The 19,879-nt window shown below is 64.2% G+C and carries 13 protein-coding genes and 1 pseudogene; 9 read left to right on the top strand and 5 right to left on the bottom strand.

The window, feature by feature from the left end; all coding sequences use genetic code 11:
* Positions 1 to 412: IS110 family transposase (locus CVV68_RS05895; protein WP_211320732.1), on the bottom strand; the 412-nt coding region annotated here is incomplete at its 3' end.
* A gap of 282 nt (positions 413 to 694) precedes the next feature.
* Positions 695 to 1,183 carry a transposase gene (locus CVV68_RS05900; protein ID WP_110500088.1) on the bottom strand — a complete coding sequence of 163 codons (489 nt, stop codon included), beginning with the start codon at positions 1,181 to 1,183 and terminating at the stop codon, positions 695 to 697.
* Positions 1,184 to 1,198: 15 nt separating this feature from the next.
* Between CVV68_RS05900 and CVV68_RS05905 the strand changes: the two are divergent.
* Together CVV68_RS05905 and CVV68_RS05910 are read left to right on the top strand one after the other, a co-directional pair.
* Positions 1,199 to 1,990: pseudogene (locus tag CVV68_RS05905) on the top strand (Na+/H+ antiporter NhaA); the annotation flags it as partial.
* 68 nt (positions 1,991 to 2,058) lie between these two features.
* Positions 2,059 to 2,508: a VanZ family protein gene (locus tag CVV68_RS05910; RefSeq protein WP_110500090.1), complete on the top strand. Its 450-nt coding sequence runs from the start codon at positions 2,059 to 2,061 to the stop codon at positions 2,506 to 2,508.
* A 53-nt stretch (positions 2,509 to 2,561) separates the two neighbouring features.
* Here the strand turns inward: CVV68_RS05910 and sufU are convergent, their stop codons facing one another.
* The 3 genes from sufU to rfbA form a co-directional block, all read right to left on the bottom strand.
* Positions 2,562 to 3,035, bottom strand: a complete 474-nt coding sequence (sufU, locus tag CVV68_RS05915) for a Fe-S cluster assembly sulfur transfer protein SufU (RefSeq protein WP_110500091.1) — start codon at positions 3,033 to 3,035, stop codon at positions 2,562 to 2,564.
* Positions 3,036 to 3,038: 3 nt separating this feature from the next.
* Positions 3,039 to 4,349, bottom strand: a complete 1,311-nt coding sequence (locus CVV68_RS05920) for a SufS family cysteine desulfurase (RefSeq protein WP_245933373.1) — start codon at positions 4,347 to 4,349, stop codon at positions 3,039 to 3,041.
* Between the two features lie 131 nt (positions 4,350 to 4,480).
* Entirely contained in the window at positions 4,481 to 5,341 is an 861-nt protein-coding gene (gene rfbA / locus CVV68_RS05925) for a glucose-1-phosphate thymidylyltransferase RfbA (protein WP_110500093.1), read from the bottom strand.
* A gap of 52 nt (positions 5,342 to 5,393) precedes the next feature.
* On the opposite strand from rfbA, the gene rfbB reads away from it, so the two are divergent.
* From rfbB to CVV68_RS05960, 7 genes are all read left to right on the top strand, one after another.
* Entirely contained in the window at positions 5,394 to 6,428 is a 1,035-nt protein-coding gene (gene rfbB, locus CVV68_RS05930; protein ID WP_110500094.1) for a dTDP-glucose 4,6-dehydratase, read from the top strand.
* On the top strand, positions 6,425 to 7,846 hold the full coding sequence (locus CVV68_RS05935; protein WP_110500095.1) for a sugar nucleotide-binding protein: 1,422 nt from the start codon (positions 6,425 to 6,427) through the stop codon (positions 7,844 to 7,846). The genes rfbB and CVV68_RS05935 overlap by 4 nt, the downstream gene beginning before the upstream one ends.
* Positions 7,843 to 9,048, top strand: a complete 1,206-nt coding sequence (gene lhgD / locus CVV68_RS05940; RefSeq protein ID WP_110500096.1) for an L-2-hydroxyglutarate dehydrogenase — start codon at positions 7,843 to 7,845, stop codon at positions 9,046 to 9,048. The genes CVV68_RS05935 and lhgD overlap by 4 nt, the downstream gene beginning before the upstream one ends.
* The gene (locus CVV68_RS05945; RefSeq protein WP_110500097.1) at positions 9,045 to 10,247 is read left to right on the top strand and encodes an EfeM/EfeO family lipoprotein; all 1,203 of its coding nucleotides are present in this window, start codon (positions 9,045 to 9,047) and stop codon (positions 10,245 to 10,247) included. Before lhgD ends, CVV68_RS05945 begins: the two co-directional genes overlap by 4 nt.
* A 13-nt stretch (positions 10,248 to 10,260) precedes the next feature.
* Complete coding sequence (locus CVV68_RS05950) at positions 10,261 to 11,478, top strand: Dyp-type peroxidase (RefSeq protein WP_110500098.1); 1,218 nt, start codon at positions 10,261 to 10,263, stop codon at positions 11,476 to 11,478.
* A 350-nt stretch (positions 11,479 to 11,828) separates the two neighbouring features.
* Positions 11,829 to 14,573, top strand: a complete 2,745-nt coding sequence (locus CVV68_RS05955) for a WecB/TagA/CpsF family glycosyltransferase (protein ID WP_110500099.1) — start codon at positions 11,829 to 11,831, stop codon at positions 14,571 to 14,573.
* Between the two features lie 274 nt (positions 14,574 to 14,847).
* Complete coding sequence (locus CVV68_RS05960) at positions 14,848 to 19,866, top strand: DUF4082 domain-containing protein (protein ID WP_245933374.1); 5,019 nt, start codon at positions 14,848 to 14,850, stop codon at positions 19,864 to 19,866.
* Positions 19,867 to 19,879 lie beyond the last annotated feature (13 nt).

Genomic DNA, 19,879 nt, shown 5'->3' on the forward strand with positions numbered 1-19,879 from the left:
TGCTGCCCAAAAACGCCAAGCCACCAAAAATTGAGATCCAACCGCTCACCAAACCGGATCGGTGGAATGAGGCTAAGACGGCCGCGAAGGCAACCACGCAAGCAGCCGCCGCGCTCGCGACAGTGTGCAAGCCCCTCACTGCGCAGCCAACCAACACCTTCCCCGGAACCACCGTTGTGGCCTGGGCCACGGCGACGGGCAGGGCGCCGATGGTGGAGGGCTGGTCCACGACCAGCAGCACGGTGCCCTTGCCGGCGACGGCCTTGATGATGGAGCACAGTTTCGCCTCGTCCTGGGGCAGTGCCCGGTCGAGAGGTTTCTTGCCCTTGCGGTCGATGGCGTCGGCGTGGTGATTGCTCTTGCCGACGTCGACACCGATGAAAATGTCAACTTGTTCGTGGTCCTTGATCAACGCAAACCTCCCAGAAATTGTGTTGTGCAATTCGGTGTTGGCTTGTCCTGCGGCGGCAAGGCTCGGCATCTTTCGTTACGGCTGACCTACACGGTGTTTCATTGTGCTGGTCCGGTCCCCATTAGCGATATCCCTGGCGCCTGGCGAATCCCGGTGACAACACCCCCCGGATCATTGATGACTGGGGGACTTAATCATGCCGGGACCGACAGGCCAACAACCCCAATTCATACTCGTTTAGGGGCTACTTAAAAAACATCTGATGGGGCTAGGACGTCAAGATTACGTCGTTTGGGAAGTCGTGGGGAATGCTGCTTCTTCCGAATAGGGGACGCGGTTCTGCAGGCGGTAGTGCAGACATCCCAGGAGCCTGTTGTAGAGGTTGCGTTGGGCGGCTGTATGGGTGTCGCCTCGCTTCTTGCGTCGATCGTAGTGGGCGCGAGCACCGGGTGATGCCGTGAGCGCAGAAAACGCCCAGACATAGCCGGCTGCAGCGAGCCGGTTATTCTTGACCCGGCAGGCGATGACAGCATGGCTTTTGCCACTGGCCCTGGTGACTGGTGCTGCTCCCGAGTAGGCCTCCAGCGAGGAGGCGTTGGAGAACCGGTCAGGGTCGTCACCAATTTCTGCCAGAATGCGTGCTCCGGTGGCGTTGCCTAAACCTGGCATGCTGGTAATGATCGTGGCGTCCGCATGCCTCAGGAAGAGCTGTTCGGTTCTGCGGGTCAGGTCATCAACGGTCTCCCTGGCTGCATCCATTTCTCCCAGCATTGCGGTGAGCTGGGGGCCGTGGTGGACGACCTCATCGCCATCGCCATCATCGCCGTCTTCTACCCCGGCGAGCTGCACCTGCAATTCCTGGCCCTGACCGCCCTGCCGCTGCTGGCGTTCACGTGGCTGGTGCAAAAGCGCATCCACTCCTGGTACCTGCTGCTCCCGCTGGCCCTGGCCGCCTGGGCCCTGGTGCACGCCTCGGGCATCCATGCCACGGTGGCCGGCGTGCTGCTGGGCTTCGCCGTCCCGGTGGTCCGCTCCGCCAAGCGCGGCGGCCCCGATGCCGGCCCCGGCCTGGCCGAACACTTCGAGCATTTGGTCCGGCCGCTGTCCGCCGGGGTTGCCGTGCCGCTGTTTGCGTTCTTCTCCGCGGGAGTGGCGCTGGGCGGGCTGTCCGGGCTGAAGTCCGCCTTCACCGACACCGTGGCGATCGGCATTGTGGTGGCGCTGGTGGCAGGCAAGTTCATCGGCGTCCTGGGTTCCACGTGGCTGGTCACCAAGACCACCAAAGCCACGCTCGATGACGGACTGGCCTGGATCGATGTGGCCGGCCTGGCGCTGCTGGCCGGGGTGGGCTTCACGGTGTCCCTGTTGATCAGCGAGCTCAGCTTTGGTGACGGCAGCCCCCATTTCAACCACGCCAAAGTCGCCATCCTGGCCGGATCCGTCATTGCGGCGCTCCTGGCCTCCGTGGTGCTGCGCATCAGGAACAAGCACTACCGGCGCCTGGCACTGCTCGAATCAGCCGATGACGACGGCGATGGCGTCCCCGACGTCTTCCAGGTCGACGGGGACGGCAGCTGAGCCAGCCGACACGGAGGTTTAGTTTGTCGAAACCCCGCGGCCGCACACGAGACCCTACACTGGGGATTGTGAAGCCCTCCCGCCACCACGTGACCATGGTTCTTGCCGTGCTGTACTTCATGGCCCTTGCGGCCATGGTGTTTTGGCCGTCCCCCGTGGACCGGCCAGTTGACGGTGCACTAATGCAGGTCATTGCCTGGTTGCACAGTCACGGCCTTCCCCAGTGGTTCATCGGCTACCGGAAGGTTGAATTTGCGGCGAACATCCTTTTGTTTGTTCCATTTGGCTTCATAATCGCCGTACGGCTGCACCGCATATATTGGTGGGTGGCCGTGGCGGCAGCAGCGGTGGTGTCCGGCCTAATTGAACTGACACAGGCAATGCTCCTGCCCGAGAGAGTCCCTGCATGGAGCGACATCGTGGCCAACACCTCAGGGGCACTAATCGGCGCAGTGCTCGTCCTCACGCTGCGGGCGGTCTTCACCCGCAGCAACAAGCGGGCAGACGCCCGACAGTAAAATTCTCTAATCTCGGCACCGCCGAGCTAACGCTCGGCGGTGCCGATTGGCAGCTACCCCGTCTGGTTCAGTGCGTCCTCTGCCGCCACCCAGGCGAGCATGGCGCACTTGACACGGGCCGGAAACTTGGAGACCCCGGAGAGCGCTGCGGCGTCGCCGAGCACCTCCTCGTCGGCTTCCAGCTTGCCGCGTGAGCGCATCACCTCGCGGAAGGAGTCGATGAGCCCCTGCACTTCACCGGCGCCCAGTCCCACCACCAATTCACTGAGGATGGACGCGGAGGCCATCGAGATGGAACAGCCATCCCCCGCCCAGTGGATCCCGGAAACCGCCCGCCCCGAACCGGTGCCGGCCGTTTCCACCCGGAGCGTGATCTCATCCCCGCAGACCGGATTCAATTGGTGGCACTGCCCCACACCGGCCGGCAGATGCAGGCCCTGGAGCTGGTCGTCGGCCAGGTCCGCGCCCGTGCGGGTCTTGGCCTGCTCAAGGATGATTTGCTGGTACAGCGAATCCAATGCACTCATTTTCTAGGCTCCGGTAATTCCAAAGTAGGGGCGCACCCCGGCCACTGCGGTCAGGAACGCATCCACCTCATCGGTGGTGTTGTACAGGTACGTGCTGGCACGGGTGGAGGCGCTCAGCCCCAGCCTCCGGTGCAGCGGCTGCGCGCAGTGATGGCCCACGCGGACGGCGATGCCGGAAGCGTCCAGGAACTGGCCGACGTCGTGCGCGTGGACGCCGTCCACCTCAAAGGCGGCCAGGCCGGCACGGGCCGTGCCGGCCGAAGGGCCCAGGACACGGATCCCGGGAATGTCCTCCAGCCCGGCGACCATGCGCTGGCCCAGGGCCGACTCCCACTGGTGGATCCGCTCCATGCCGGTTTCGCTAAGGTAGTTCACTGCGGCGGCGAAGGCGGCGGCTTGGGAGATGGCCTGGGTGCCGGCCTCAAAACGCTGCGGCGACGGCAGGTATCCCGCGCGCTCCATGGTAACGGTGGTGATCATTGAGCCGCCGGTCAGAAACGGCGGCATGGCGTCCAGGAGTTCCGCGCGCCCGTAGACGGCGCCGATCCCTGTGGGCGCCAGCATCTTGTGCCCGGAGAACACGGCAAAGTCCACGTCCAGGGCCTTCACGTCCAGGACCAGGTGCGGCGCGGACTGGCAGGCGTCGAGCACCACCAGGGCGCCGACGTCGTGCGCCATGCGGGTCAACTCCACGACAGGATTGATGACGCCGGTGACGTTTGAAACGTGCGTGAACGCGAAAACCTTGGTGCGGGAGGTGAACAGTGCGGCCGCCGCCTCCATGTCCAGCAGGCCGTCCTCCATGATGGGGATGAACGTCAGCGTTGCCCCGGTGCGCCGGCACAGCTCCTGCCACGGGACGAGGTTGGCGTGGTGCTCCATCTCCGTCACCAGCACCTCATCCCCGGGCCCGACGGCGAACTGCCGCGCTTCGGCGGGGACGTCGCCAACGCTGGCGTTGCCGAAGGAGTAGGCAATCAGGTTCAGGCCCGCGGTGGCGTTGGCCGTCCAGACAAGCTCGTTTTCGGCCGCCCCGATAAAGGCGGCCACAGTGGCGCGGGCGTCCTCAAAGACGTCGGTGGCGGCCACGGCCAAGGTGTGGGCGCCGCGGTGCACGGCTGAGTTGCGCTGCTCATAGAATTCCTGCTCGGCTTCCATGACGCTGACGGGCTTTTGCGAGGTGGCCCCGGAATCCAGGTACACCAGCGCATTGCCATTGACCTGTTGGTCAAGGATGGGGAAGTCGTTGCGGATGCGGCGCACCTCCACGTCCGTCAACGGTCCGTCATGGAAGTGGTCAGCGGATTTCAACACCAAAACGCATGCTCCTTGCTTGCTGTGCCGGGCCGGGGCCGGCCGGGCCATTGAATTGGACAAATAAGTCACATTCAATGCACTTAATTATCGCACCGATTGAACGCGTCCCTGTCCGTCGCGCGGTCCGTTTAGCCCAGCAACTGGAGCAGGTAGCTCCCGTAGCCGCTTTTGACCAGTTTTTCGGCGCGCTCGCGCAGCTCGTCGTCGCTGAGGAATCCCTGCCGCCAGGCAACCTCCTCCGGCGCACCGATCTTCAGGCCCTGCCGGTTCTCCACCGTGCGCACAAAAGTAGACGCGTCATTGAGGTCGCTAAACGTACCGGTATCCAGCCAGGCCGTGCCACGCGGCAGCAGTTCTACGTGCAGGTCACCGCGCTCCAAATAAGCCCGGTTCACATCCGTGATCTCCAGCTCCCCGCGCGGGGACGGCCTGAGCTCCTTGGCGATGGTGATGACGTCATTGTCGTAGAAATACAGGCCGGGCACGGCGTAGTTGCTGCGGGGGTTCGCCGGTTTTTCCTCGAGTGAGACCACCTTGCCGGCGGCGTCGAAGTCCACCACGCCGTAGGCGGCGGGGTCCTTGACCCAGTAGCCGAAGATGGAGCCGCCGGTGAGGTATTCATGCTTTTGCAGCTGGGTGCCCAGGCCCGGGCCGTAGAAAATGTTGTCGCCGAGCACCAGGGCCACGGTCTGGTGGCCGATATGCTCCTCGCCGAGGATGAAGGCCTGGGCCAGCCCGTCAGGGGATGGCTGCTGCCGGTACGTGAGGTTGACACCGAATTGCGACCCGTCGCCCAAGAGGCGCTGGAACTGTTCGGCGTCGTGCGGGGTGGTGATGATCAGGATGTCCCGGATGCCGGCCAGGATCAGCGTGGAGAGCGGGTAGTAGATCATCGGCTTGTCATAGACGGGCACCAGCTGCTTGCTGATGCCCAAGGTGATCGGGTGAAGCCGCGAACCGGTGCCCCCGGCAAGAATAATTCCGCGCATTTGTTACCGACCTTTCCCGGCCCCTGGGCAGCTCGGCGCTACGCTGGGGTTCATGCAGAGACTTTTGGTGACCGGCGGGGCCGGTTTTATTGGGTCCAACTTTATCCACTATGTCATGGCCCACACGGATTTTGCGGTGACGGTGCTGGACAAGTTGACGTATGCGGGGAACCGGGCGTCGCTGGCGGGGCTGGACGCGGGCCGGTTCACCCTGGTGGAGGGGGACATTTGCGACGCCGCCCTGGTGGATTCGCTGGTGGCGGGGGCGGATGCTGTGGTGCATTACGCGGCGGAGTCCCATAATGACAACTCCCTGGCCGATCCGTCGCCGTTTGTGCAGACAAACCTGGTAGGGACCTTCACCCTGTTGGAGGCGGTGCGCCGGCACGGCACCCGTTTCCACCACATCTCCACCGACGAGGTCTACGGGGATCTGGAACTCGATGACCCGGAACGGTTCACCGAATCGACGCCTTACAACCCCTCGAGCCCGTATTCGGCCACGAAGGCCGGCTCGGACCTGCTGGTGCGGGCCTGGGTGCGCTCCTTCGGGATCGAGGCGACGATCAGCAACTGCTCGAACAACTACGGCCCGTTCCAGCACGTGGAGAAGTTCATCCCGCGCCAGATCACCAACGTGATCGACGGGATCCGGCCCCGCCTATACGGGGCGGGTGCGAACGTGCGGGACTGGATCCACGCGGACGACCATTCCTCGGCCGTGCTGGCCATCCTGGACAAGGGCGCGGCCGGGGAGACATACCTGATCGGGGCCGACGGCGAGCACAACAACAAGGACGTGATCGAGCGGATCCTCACCGTCATGGGCAGGGACGCCGGCGACTACGACCATGTCAGCGACCGTCCCGGACACGACCTTCGCTACGCGATCGATCCGACCCGGCTGCGCACCGAACTCGGGTGGGTCCCCGCCCGTGCCGATTTCGACGCCGGACTCGCCGCCACCATCGACTGGTACCGGGCCAACGAGCCCTGGTGGCGGCCGCAAAAAGCCGCCACCGAAAACAAATACGCGACCCAGGGCGAACACGTCCAAACACCCGCCGGTGGGACGGCCCGCCGATGAATTCCCTGGAGTTTTCCAAGCCGCTCGGTTCCCGCCCGACGCCGATTCCCGGCATGGTGCTGTTTGACCTGCCTGTTCATGGGGACAACCGGGGCTGGTTCAAGGAGAACTGGCAGCGGGAGAAGATGGCGGGCCCCGGGCTGCCGGATTTCGGGCCGGTGCAAAACAACATCTCCTTCAATGAAACCGCCGGGACCACCCGAGGCATCCACGCCGAACCCTGGGACAAGTTCATCTCCGTCGCCACCGGGTCCGTGTTTGGCGCTTGGGTGGACCTGCGCGAAGGGGACACGTTCGGGACCGTTTTCACCGCCGTCATTGACCCCTCCACCGCCATCTTCGTCCCGGCCGGGGTCGGCAACGCGTTCCAAACGCTGCAGGACAACACCGCCTACACGTACCTGGTCAACGCCCACTGGTCCACGGAGGCGACTTACACTTTCCTGAACCTGGCCGATGAAACCGCCGCCATCGCCTGGCCCATACCGCTGGAGGTCGCGGAGGTCTCCGAAAAGGACCGCGCCCATCCCCGCCTCGCCGACGTGGAGCCCATGCGCGGGAAGCGCACCCTGATCCTGGGCGCCAACGGCCAGCTCGGCCGGGCTCTGGAGAAGCTGTACCGGGGCGACGCGGACGTGGACTTTCGCACCCGGAGGGAACTTGACCTCGCCGCTCCGGAGCCTTTCGCCGGGATTGATTTCTCCCGCTACGCCACGGTCATCAATGCCGCGGCGTACACCTCCGTCGACGCAGCCGAAACCCCGGCCGGGCGCGCGGCGGCGTGGGCCGTGAACGCCACCGCCGTCGCCACGCTGGCACGGGCCTGCACCGTCCACCGCACCACCCTGGTCCAAGTCTCCAGCGACTACGTCTTCGACGGCACCATCGAAGTCCACGAGGAGGACGAACCCCTCTCCCCCCTGGGCGTGTACGGCCAGTCCAAGGCCGCCGGGGACACCGCCGCGGCCACCACGCCCAGGCACTACATCCTGCGCACCAGCTGGGTCATCGGGGAGGGCAGCAACTTCGTCGCCACCATGGCCAACCTCGCCGGCCGGAACATCCGCCCGGCCGTGGTCAACGACCAATACGGCCGGCTGACCTTCACCGAAGACCTCGCCGCCGCCATCCACCACCTGCTCACCACCGGGGCACCCTTTGGCACCTACAACATCTCCAACACCGGACCCGTCCAGACCTGGGCAGACATCGCCGGGGACGTCTACGAACTCCTCGGCCGCCCCCGCGACCACGTCACCGGCATCCCCGCCGCCGAGTACTTCGCCGACAAACCCGACACCGCACCCCGCCCCACCCACTCCAGCCTCAACCTCACCAAACTCCAGGACACAGGATTCATGCCGCCCCCGGCGCGCGAACGCCTCGCCCAATACCTCAGCGCACGGCGGGAACCGTGAGGACGGGCAGGGCCGCCGTCGTCGGAGGAGGCATCATTGGCACCGCCGTTGCGAGGGAACTCCTGCTGGGCGGTACGGCGTCGGAAGTGACCTTGTTTGAAAAGGAAGCCGAGCTGTCCTATCACCAAACGGGGCACAACAGCGGGGTGGTCCATGCCGGACTCTATTACGAGCCCGGCGGGCTGAAGGCCACGCTGTGCCGCCGCGGCGTGGGCCTGCTGCGGGACCTTGCGTCCCGGCGGGAGGTCCCGTTTGAGGAATGCGGGAAGGTGGTGGTGGCCCGGGACGCGGTGGAACTTCAGCGGCTGCAAGCCATCTTCCAGCGTGCCGTTGCGAACGGGGTGCCGGACGTCCGCATGGTTGACGGCAGGGAACTGGCCGACATCGAGCCACATGCCGTGGGCGTCGCCGCGCTTCACTCCCCCACCACCGCCATTACCGACTACCGTGCGGTCACCGCTGCCCTGGCAGGTGAGTTCACGGAGGGCGGCGGGGTAGTCCGGCTGAACAGCCTGGTGCGCGAAGTGGTGGAATCCGGCAACGGGGTGCAGGTTGAACTGGATTCCGGGCTGGAGGACTTTGACCTTGTCATCAACTGCGCGGGGCTGCAGTCGGACCGGCTGGCGAAGAGCTCAGGGGACGCCAGGGAACCCCGGATCGTGCCGTTCTTTGGCGAGTACTTCCTGCTCCGGCCCGAACGGAGCAGTCTGGTCAACGGGTTGATCTACCCGGTGCCCGATCCGCGGTACCCCTTTCTGGGCGTTCACCTGACCAAGCGCGTGGACGGGGCCGTCATGGTGGGCCCCAACGCCTTCCTTGCTGGCGGGCGTGAGGCCTACCGCGGCCTGCAGTTCTCCCCGGGCGACCTGGCCGACGTGGCCGGATTCCCCGGATTCTGGCGCTTCGCCGCCGGAAACGTGCCTGCCGCGGTCCGCGAGATGCGCACCGTGCTGAGCAGGCGCGCCTTTGTGGGGGCGGCCAGGGCCTATGTGCCGGAGCTGGCCATGGCCGACGTCGTTCCCGGCCACCGTGGCATCCGCGCCCAGGCGATGAACGCCGACGGCAGTCTGGTGGACGACTTTGTCATCACCGGAAGCAGGCGCATCCTGCACGTGCGCAACGCCCCGTCGCCGGGGGCGACGTCGTCGTTGGCGATCGCGGAGCACATTGTGCGGCAGGCCACGGCGAGGCTGGTCGAATGAACCAGGAAGTGACGCTCCGCCGGCAATGGATCGCGACGGGCGTGGCGGTGGTTGCCTCCGCCGCTGTCATTGCCATTGCTGCGACGGGAGCCCGGTCAGAGCCTCCCGCCACCCCTGAACAATCCACGGCCGTAGTCAGCGTGAGCGACGCGGCGTGCGGTTCCGGAGCCGGGGCACGATCCGCGGGACCTGTAACGTTCACGCTCCGGAACGATTCCAAATGGCCGACGGAGGTTTACCTCGTCAAGCAGCCTGGCCTCGGCACCTTGTTTCGATCGGTGATTCTTGGGCCCGGCGTCTCCTTGAATGAACGCGCCGTGCTGGGTCCCGGCAGCTATTCCTTCCAGTGCCTTCAGGGAGGCCAGGTTCGCTCAATCTCCCTCCCCTTCGCCGTCACCGGCGAGGTGTCTTCGGATGATACTCCTGCCATCAAGCAGGCCTCCTCGGGTGAACTGCAGCAGTCCAACAACCTTTATCTCCGGTATGCCTCGCAGACGCTTGGGACCATGGCCCCGCAGTTGCGCGGGCTCACGGCGGCCCTGGCATCCGGCAACCTTGCTTCCGCCCGCCTTTATTGGCTGGACGCACGCCAAACCTGGGCTGGACTCGGCGCAGCATATGGCAGTTTCGGTGACGCCGGGGACAACATACAGGGCGTTCGCAATCCTGCACTGGCACCGGCGAACGATCCGGCTTTTACCGGCCTGGGACGCATCGAATACGGGCTCTACCATAGGGACTCCGCACAGGCACTTAAAGAGGCGGCGGTCAAATTGGACAAAGATGTGGCCGCCCTTGCCGGGCAGCTGCGCACGCTGCCGCTTGTTCCCGGCTCGCTGCCGCTCCGTGCCCACGAAATCCTGGAAGACACTTTGCGTGACACGCTGTCGGGGCAGGACGACCAAGGAGCCGGTATGGCGTTCGCGATCACGTCGGCGGATGTGTTGGCCACCCGCGCAACGGTCGCGGACTTGGCCGGACCTCTGGAGTCCCGCCGCCCCGGCATCACGGCCACGATCAACACCACGCTCGATGCCGTCAACACCGCTCTGGCACCACTCCACAGGAACAATTCCTGGATCACGCTCGCCGACGCCACGCCGAGCCAGCGCCGGTCCGTCAACGCAGCGGTTTCTTCCGCCCTTGAAGCACTGGCGGACATACCCCAATTACTCGCACTGCCACAAGGCAGTGAATAGGAAGGGCTCAGGCATGTCACCGGAATCCATACCCTCCCGGCGCAGGGACTTCCTGCGCGGCGCGTTAACCACGGGAACGGCGGCTGCCGCTGCCGCAGCAATTGCTGCGGCAGCACCCCCAGCACACGCAGTCGGTGCCACGGCAGCATTTCCCTTTGAAGGGGAACACCAGGCCGGGGTGTATCTTCCGGCCAAACCACAGGCTGCCTCTACTTTCGCCGTCTTCGCATTGACTGCCACGGACAAGGCAGGGTTGAAGGCGTTGCTGCAGGCCGTCACGGACCGTGTCCGGATCCTCACTGCGGGCGGCACTCCAACTCCTGCCGGTTCGGGCGCGCCACCAGCGGATTCCGGCGTGCTCGGACCCGCCATGCCGTCTGACGGGCTGACGGTGACCGTCGGGCTGGGCCACGGCGCCTTCGACAGCCGGTTCGGCCTCGCATCGATGAAACCGCAAGGTCTGGGACCCCTGCGCATCTTCCCGGACGACGTTGCCGACCCTGCCTGGCTGGGCGGAGACGTTCTCCTGCAGATCTGTGCCAACTCACCGGATACTGTGCACCACGCCCTCCGGGACATCACCCGGCACACCCGTGCCTGGATCCAGCCCCAGTGGCAGATCAACGGCTTTGTCTCGCCTCCCCGCCCATCCGGTACCCCGCGAAACCTGTTCGGCTACAAGGACGGGATCGCGAACCCCTCCGAGCCGGATGGGCTTGTGTGGATCACGCCTGGTTCCGGGCAGCCGGAGTGGGCCGTCGGCGGCACCTTCATCGTGGTCCGGCTCATCCGCATGCTCGTCGAATTTTGGGACCGCGTTTCCGTCAACGAGCAAAACACGATGATCGGCCGTCGCCGCGACTCCGGAGCGCCCCTGGACGGCTCCTTGGAAAGGGACACGCCACAGTATGCAAAAGACCCCAACGGCGTTGTCATCCCGCTGGCCGCGCACATTCGGCTGGCCAATCCACGGACGCCCGCGTCTGACGGCACCAGGTTATTGCGCCGTGGGTACAACTATGTCCTGGGCCAGGACCCGACGGGCAACCAAAACGTGGGTCTCATCTTTGCGTGCTACCAGGCCAACATCCAAAAACAGTTTGAGGCGGTTCAGGAGCGGTTGGCTGGCGAGCCGATGACCGACTACATCCAGGCATTCGGCGGCCAGTACTTCATCGGCCTGCCCGGAGTCACCGGCAATGGCTTCCTGGGTGCGGGCCTGTTCAGCTGACACAAAAGTAAAAACCCCGGCACCGGAGGCGGTAGCCACGGCGTCGAAGGGCGTTGCACGGCAGGCCGTGAGAGGCAACGGCCTGGGGGTGGGAACCTGCGGTGGAGGTACAACCGAGTACTCCGGACCCAAATCCAAGTACCCGCCGGTGTTTGCAAGTAGTTCACCACTCTGGCGCGGCCCATCCGGAATCCCTAGGATCGAGATCACCAGGGTCGGCTCGGGATCGTCGCTTGCGCGGCTTGTCCACACGACCCTGGCCAGGCAGTGCTGCACGGATCTATGAGGAAAAACCTAACTCGGGGGGGTGGCATGTTTCACGACATCCATGGCTGTTTGGCGCCGTCAGCATGAGTGGCCGGCAAGAATCCGGGAACACCGCCCTGCTGACGGAGCGTGGAAATGCCGTCACCGGCAGCCCGTACAGCCGTCCGGCCCGGGCGATCCTGGGCGGGACCAATGTTGACCTGCGCGGTTTCGATGACGCCGTGGCGGAAATCATCTCGGCCGCCAGGCGCCGCCACGGGAATCCCCTGGCCGTGGTGTCCGCGAACCTTGACCACGTGTTGCACTTCGGGACGGGCGGCCGATGGGGCGGGACCCTGGAAAAGGCCTCCGCCTTGGACTGGCTCACCTTGTTGGACGGGGCGCCCCTGCGGGCCAAGGCCACCGCATTGACAGGCCAATCCTGGCCCCGGCTGGCGGGCAGCGACTTGATCCACCCGCTATTGGATGAGGCCGAAGCCAATGGATTGCGGGTGGCCTTTCTTGGGGGCTCCGCCCATACCCACCAGTTGCTGAAGAAGCAGCTGCAGGACACCAGGCCGGCGCTGCGGGTATCCGGCTGGTGGGCCCCCAACAGGGCCGAACTGACCGCCCCGGAGTTCTCCGAGCGGCTGGCAGGGGAGGTGGCACAGTCCGGAACCGACATGCTGGTGGTGGGGTTGGGCAAACCCCTGCAGGAACTGTGGATAGGGCAGTACGGCGCCTTGACCGGAGCCCCCGTGATGCTGGCTTTCGGGGCCGTGGTGGATTTTCTGGCCGGCCGGATCAAACGTGCTCCGCAGTCCGTTGCCAATGCCGGAATGGAATGGGCCTGGCGCTTGGCCCTGGAGCCGCGCCGACTGGCCAACAGGTATCTAGTGCAAGGACCCGAAGCCTATATGCGCATGAACCGGCACAGCAGCCTTTACGAATCCAAGGCAACACCGGCGCAGGGCCTCCCGGCACCGGTTGTTGCGGCCGCCGGCCAAACTGTACCCGCCCGGGAGAACAGGGCGGTCCGGCAACCGGGCACCTTCGTCGCCCTAGCGGACCTGGCAGATGTCACAGCGGTGCTTGTCACCTACAACAACGCCGGGGACATCGACCCGCTGCTTCAGTGCCTGCGGGGCGAGGCGGCCACCCAGTCATTGAAGGTGGTCATTGCCGACAACGGTTCAACGGACGGAACGCTCGAACGGGTCGGTGCCCATGCCGACGTCGTCCTGGTGAAGACCGGCGGAAACCTTGGCTATGCCGGCGGCATCAATGCCGCCCTTCGCAATGCCGGCGCCCACGGGGACGTGCTGGTCCTAAACCCCGATCTTCGCATCGTCCCTGGCGCCATAGCCGCCCTCCGGCGCAGACTAGCGGAGTCCGGAGTAGGCATCGTGGTGCCCAAGCTGTTGGATGATGACGGCACCACCTACCCGTCGCTGCGGCGCGAGCCCGGCACCTTAAAGTCGATGGGCGACGCCCTCATGGGCCAACGGCTGCCGGGACGCCCCGACTGGCTTTCGGAGATTGACTACAACACCGAAAGCTACCATTTCCCCCACACCCTCGACTGGGCCACAGGCGCCGCCTTGCTGATTTCCGCTAACGCCGTGGCCGACGTCGGCGACTGGGACGAAAGGTATTTCCTGTATTCGGAAGAAACAGACTACTGTCGCCGGGTGCGCCAAACCGGCCGCACCATTTGGTTTGAACCGGCAGCCGTCATGTCACACAGTCGGGGAGGTTCCGGGGCGTCCGCCGACTTGGTGGCACTCATGGCCGTCAACCGTGTTCGCTATGCCCAGGCACATCATTCCAAGGCGTACGCCCGAGCCGTCAGGACCATTGCGGCCGCCGGGGAATTGGCCCGCATTTACAAGCCCGGAAACCGCAAGGCATTCCTGGCGCTCACGGGGCTGCTTCCTTGGTCTCGGCTCCCCCGCGCCGTTTCGGCGCCAGTCCCGGCGCAAGGACACCCTTCCGTGCAGGCTGCCGATTTCCCTCCCGGTGCCGTGATCATTCCCGCGCACAACGAGGCCGCGGTGATCGCCAGGACACTGCAACCCCTCGCGGCCCTGGCAGAATCGGGCGCCATCGAGGTCATCGTGGCCTGCAACGGCTGCTCGGATGACACCGCCGCCATTGCCGCACGGTTCCCCGGCGTCTCCGTGCTGGACCTGCCCGAACCATCCAAGACGGGTGCCCTGAATGCGGCCGACGCCATGTGTTCGCGCTGGCCCCGCTTGTATCTGGATGCCGACATTGAGATGACCGCCGGTGCACTCGCCACGGTGTTTGAGCATTTGGCCGGCCCGGGCGCGCTGGCGGCCCGGCCGGCATTCCGCTACGACACCAGTGGCGCGGACCCCATCGTACGGGCCTACTACCGGACCCGGCTGCGAATCCCGGACATGAGCGAACATCTTTGGGGAGCAGGGGCCTACGGCGTCAGCGCCGAAGGCCACAGGCGCTTCGGGCAGTTTCCCGCGGCCACCGGGGATGACGCCTACGTGGACTCGCTGTTTGGTCCCCACGAGAAGGCCATCCTGGCGACAACTCCCGTGGTGGTGCGAACCCCCAAATCGGCACAGGAATTACTGAAGACCCTGCAGCGCGTTTACCGCGGAAATCGCGATCTTCAACTGGGCCAAAGCCGTGGCTCGGCCCTCGGAACTCTGGCGAGAACGGCCACCGGGCCCCAGGCTTTGGTGGACGCCGGAATCTATGCCTCCATTGCGGTGCTGGGCAAATTGCGGAATGGAAAATCATTGACAACATCCGGTGGTTGGGACCGGGACGAAAGCAGCCGTGGAGCCCTTGATCGCGAAACCAAGTAATCCAAATAGCAATCCAAGTAGCGGTTTCCAAAAAATTGCGTAGGCCACCACTCTGGTGGGACTCCGCATGTCAGCTTAGAGTCCAAAGTGTCTTTTCGCAGTTGTGATGATTGCGCACCTTGCAGGCATTGCCCATGTTCGGAAGGCCGATATGAGGTTCCGGGACAAGGGAATAACAAAGCTTTTTTGAGCACGAAAATGCGTTGCCGAAACCGTTCAGTAATTGGGTCTCGACTTACGTTTGGCAGAAGCTAATACGATTTAGGGGTCAATAATGAGGGTGCCAAGAATCCTTGCCGGGTCCAAACTGATTCGGCATGCCGTCCTACCCACCATTCTGGCGATGCTGCTGGTGGGACTTCCGGCTGTGGCAGACCACGGTCTTGGCACCATCACAGTGGCCCAAGCGGCCGCCGATCCGTGCGCCCCCCTGTTGAATGCAGTCGCCTGCGAAAATTCCAAGGCGGGCTCCCCAAGAAGCGAGTGGACCGTATCCGGGGCAGGAGACGCAACGATCCAGGGCTACGGCGTTGCTATGAGCGTCAATGTCGGGGAAACCGAACAGTTCAAGGTCAAAACGACGGCGGCAGCCTACCGCATCGACATCTACCGGCTCGGATACTACCAGGGGCTCGGTGCACGCAAAGTGGCCGCAGGCATCCTGCCGACGGCAACGCTGCCCCAAACCCAACCCGCGTGCCAACAATTCTCCGACACAGGACTCGTTGACTGCGGCAATTGGGCGGTTTCGGCATCGTGGACGGTCCCGTCAACGGCTGTGTCCGGCGTTTATCTTGCCCGTCTGGTCCGGACAGATAACAGTGGCGCCTCCATCATCCCCTTTGTGGTTCGCAACGACGCCAGCACCTCCGACGTCGTCTTCCAAACCTCCGACGAGACGTGGCAGGCCTACAACACCTACGGCGGCAACAGCCTCTATCAATGCACCGTATCCTGCCCGCCGGGTAATCCGGAGGCCTACAAGGCCGCATTCAAAGTCTCCTACAACAGGCCCTTCAACTCGGCAGCCGACGATCAGGACCGAAGCTGGGTCACCTACGCCGAAATTCCCATGATTATGTTCATGGAACAAAACGGTTACGACGTCAGCTACATTTCGGGGCTCGACACCGGCACCCGCGGGAACCTGCTTCTGAACCACAAGACGTTTCTTTCCGTGGGACACGACGAATATTGGTCGGGCCAGCAACGCACAAATGTGGAGAACGCCCGGGACCACGGCGTGAACTTGGCGTTCTTCAGCGGAAATGAAGTCTTTTGGCGAACACGTTGGGAACCCAGCAAGGCCGGGACGGTCACGGCCAACAGGACCTTGGTGGCCTACAAGGACACCCACTTCAACGCGCCCACTGATCCCGTCGAGTGGACGGGATCTTGGGTTGACCCTCGATACGGAACCGCAACGGGCGGCGGCAACCCGCAAAATGCCCTCACCGGCCAGCTATTCCTGGTGAACACCGGGACGACCGACATCGTGGTCCCGGCCGACTATGCCAAGCTGCGCTTGTGGCGTTCCACGGACATCGCCAACTTGACCGGAACCCAGAGCAAGACCCTGGGAGCCGGGCTTGGGACCCTTGGTTATGAGTGGGATGTTGATGCCGACGACGGATTCCGGCCAGCCGGCTTGATCCGCATGTCATCAACCACCTTCACCGCACCGGAGGTGTTTACGGACTATGGCTCCAACGTGGCCCCCGGTACGGTGACACACAACCTGACCCTGTACAAGGCAAACAGCGGGGCATTGGTATTCGGGGCCGGAACCGTCCAGTGGTCGTGGGGGCTGAACAACTTCACAACAGGTGGCAACACCGACCTGAACATGCAACAAGCAACCGTCAACCTCTTCGCAGACATGCAGACCCAGCCGGCAACGCCCATGGTCGGATTGGTCCTGAGCGGACCCTCCACCGACACGGTGGCACCAACGTCCACAGTAACCTCCCCTGCCGCCGGCAGCGCCATCGCGGACGGTGCCACCATAACAATCACTGGCACCGCCACAGACACCGGCGGCGGCGTGGTTGCCGGCGTCGAGGTCTCCACCGACGGCGGAACAACCTGGCACCCGGCCACCGGCACGACAAATTGGTCATATAAATGGGACGCCGCGCACGGCTATCCCGGAACCACCATCAAGGTCCGGGCCTCAGATGACAGCGGCAATGTGGAGCAACCGGGCGCAGGACGTGCCTTGGGCGTCAACTGCCCTTGCAGCCTCAAGGGCCTCGGAGCAACCCCTGCCGTCCCCGATTCCGGCGACACGAGTGCCACCGAGGTCGGTGCCAAGTTCACCTCTGACGTCAATGGAACCCTGTCCGGTGTCCGTTTCTACAAGGCGACAGCCAACAAGGGCACCCACATTGGAAATGTCTGGTCCTCCTCGGGCGCATTGCTGGCCACTGCCACCTTCACGGGAGAATCGGCCAGCGGCTGGCAAACGGCGACGTTCAGTAAACCGTTGGCCGTCACGGCAAACACCTCCTACGTGGTTTCCTACTTCGCGCCCCAGGGGCACTACACGCAGGACTCCGGATACTTCTATCCAAACCCGTCACCATTTCCTGCCGGCAGCGGCAGCGTGGACAGCCCACCCTTGCATTTCCCCAGGAGCACGTCGTCCAACCCCAACGGTTTCTACGCTTACTCCAGCTCGTCAAGGTTCCCCGACAGCGTTTATCAGGCGGAATATTACTGGGTGGATGTGATCTTCAACCCCACTGTCGCGGCAGCCCCGGCAGTCTCGACCACCGCCCCGGCCAGCAACGCAACGGGAGTGGCCCTGGCAGCCCAGGCCGCGGCAACCTTCAACCAGGCCGTGACCGCATCAAGCGTCACGTTCACACTGAAGGACCCCACGGGTGCCTCCGTGCCCGGAGCCACCAACTACACCGCAGCCACCAACACCGCCACCTTCACCCCGACTTCGGCGCTTGCCTACAGCACCGCCTACACGGCCACGATCTCCGGCGCCACCAACGCCACCGGCCAAACCATGACAGCACCCTATTCGTGGACCTTCACCACGGTGGCACCGCCACCACCACCCACCGTCACCACCACGACACCGGCAAACAACGCAGGAAACGCCGCCATTGCCGCACCTGCCACAGCAACCTTTAGCCAGGCCGTGACAGCTGCCAGCGTCACGTTCACACTGAAGGACCCCTCGGGTGCCTCCGTGCCCGGAGCCACCAACTACACCGCAGCCACCAACACCGCCACCTTCACCCCGACCTCGGCGCTTGCCTACAGCACCGCCTACACGGCCACGATCTCCGGCGCCACCAACGCCACCGGCCAAACCATGGCTTCTCCCTACAGTTGGACATTCACCACGGTGGCACCGCCACCACCACCCACCGTCTCCACCACGACACCGGCAAACAACGCAGGAAACGCCGCCGTCTTAACGACGCCCACAGCGGTCTTCAACACCAGTGTTGTCGCCGCAAGCATCTCCTTCACGCTCACCGACCCTGCCGGCGCCGCCGTCACCGGATCGGGCAGCTACACCACAGCCACCAACAGCGCCACCTTCACGCCGTCTGCTGCGCTGGCTTACAGCTCCACCTACACGGCCACGGTCTCCGGCGCCACCAACGCCACCGGTCAATCCATGGCTTCTCCCTACAGTTGGACATTCACCACGGTGGCAGCACCACCACCGCCCACCGTCACCACCACGACGCCGGCAAACAACGCGACGGGGGCCACTCCGGCTACGGCACCGACAGCCACCTTTAGCCAGGCAGTGGCATCCAACAGCGTGGTGTTTACGCTCAAGGATCCTGCAGGGGTTTCCGTACCGGGCACCACCAGCTACGTGGCCGCAACGAACACCGCCACATTCACGCCATCGGCTGCTTTGGCTTTCAGCAGCAGCTACACGGCAACCATTTCCGGCGCCACAAACACCACCGGCCAAACCATGACTTCTCCCTACAGTTGGACATTCACCACTTCTGCGGCCTCAGTCTGCCCGTGCAGCATCTTCAGCAGTACGGCGACACCTTCGACTGTCAATACTGCTGACGGAAGCGCTGTCCAGCTCGGCATGAAGTTCCGCTCCGACGTCCCGGGAAACGTCACCGGCATCCGCTTCTACAAAGGCAGTTCCAACACCGGCTCCCACACCGGCTACCTCTGGTCGGGCACCGGCTCCCTGCTTGGCTCCCTGACGTTCACCAATGAGACGGCCAGTGGTTGGCAGCAGGCGAACTTCACGTCCCCTGTCGCGATCGCAGCGAACACCACATACGTTGTGACGTACTACGCACCCAACGGTTTCTATTCTTCCAACGGCAACTACTTTGCCGCCGCCGTCGACAAGGGTCCCCTTCATGCCCTCGCGGATGGCACGGACGGGGGCAACGGGGTCTACAGGTACGGCAATGCTGCTTTCCCAACGGCTACGTGGAACAAAACCAATTACTGGGTGGATGTCGTCATGACCGCCACATCGCTTCCAGCGCCAGCCGTCACCGATACATTGCCTGCGAACAATGCGGTTGGAAATTCCTCGAGCACGACCCCGACGGCGACATTCAACCAGGCTGTGACTCCGTCCAGCTTGACCTTCACCCTGAAGGACGCCGCAGGGACAACCGTGCCCGGAACGACTTCCTACCTCACGGCCACCAACACCGCGAAGTTTGCCCCGTCGTCGGCCTTGGCGTTCAACACCACCTACACGGCCACGGTCTCCGGTGCCACCAACAGCACCGGGCAATCCATGGCCGCACCCTACAGTTGGTCATTCACCACCACCGCGGCCGAGCTGTGCCCCTGCAGCGTGTTCAGTTCAACCGAGGTCCCGGACACGATTGCAGATGGTGATCCCCAGGCCGTGCAGGTGGGCATGAAATTCCGTTCCGACGTCGCCGGCCTGGTTACGGGTGTCCGCTTCTACAAGGCCGCCAGCAACACCGGGGTGCATACGGGCTACCTGTGGTCGGGAACAGGCTCGCTCCTGGGATCCGTGACCTTCTCCAATGAAACGGCCACAGGCTGGCAACAGGCCAGCTTTGACACGGCCGTGCCCATCGCGGCCAACACCACCTACGTGGTCTCCTATTTCGCCCCCGCCGGCCACTACTCTTCCAACGGCGCGTTCTTCACCACGGCCGTGACCAACGGGCATCTCCAAGGACTGGCCAACGGAACCGACGGTCCCAACGGCGTGTATCGCTACGGCGATTCCGCATTCCCCACGGGCAGCTACAACAGCTCCAACTACTGGGTCGACGTCACGATGGCAGCGGGCTAGGGCCCAAGGTCCG

The sequence above is a fragment of the Arthrobacter livingstonensis genome, from assembly GCF_003219815.1.
Classification (GTDB): Bacteria; Actinomycetota; Actinomycetes; order Actinomycetales; family Micrococcaceae; genus Specibacter; species Specibacter livingstonensis.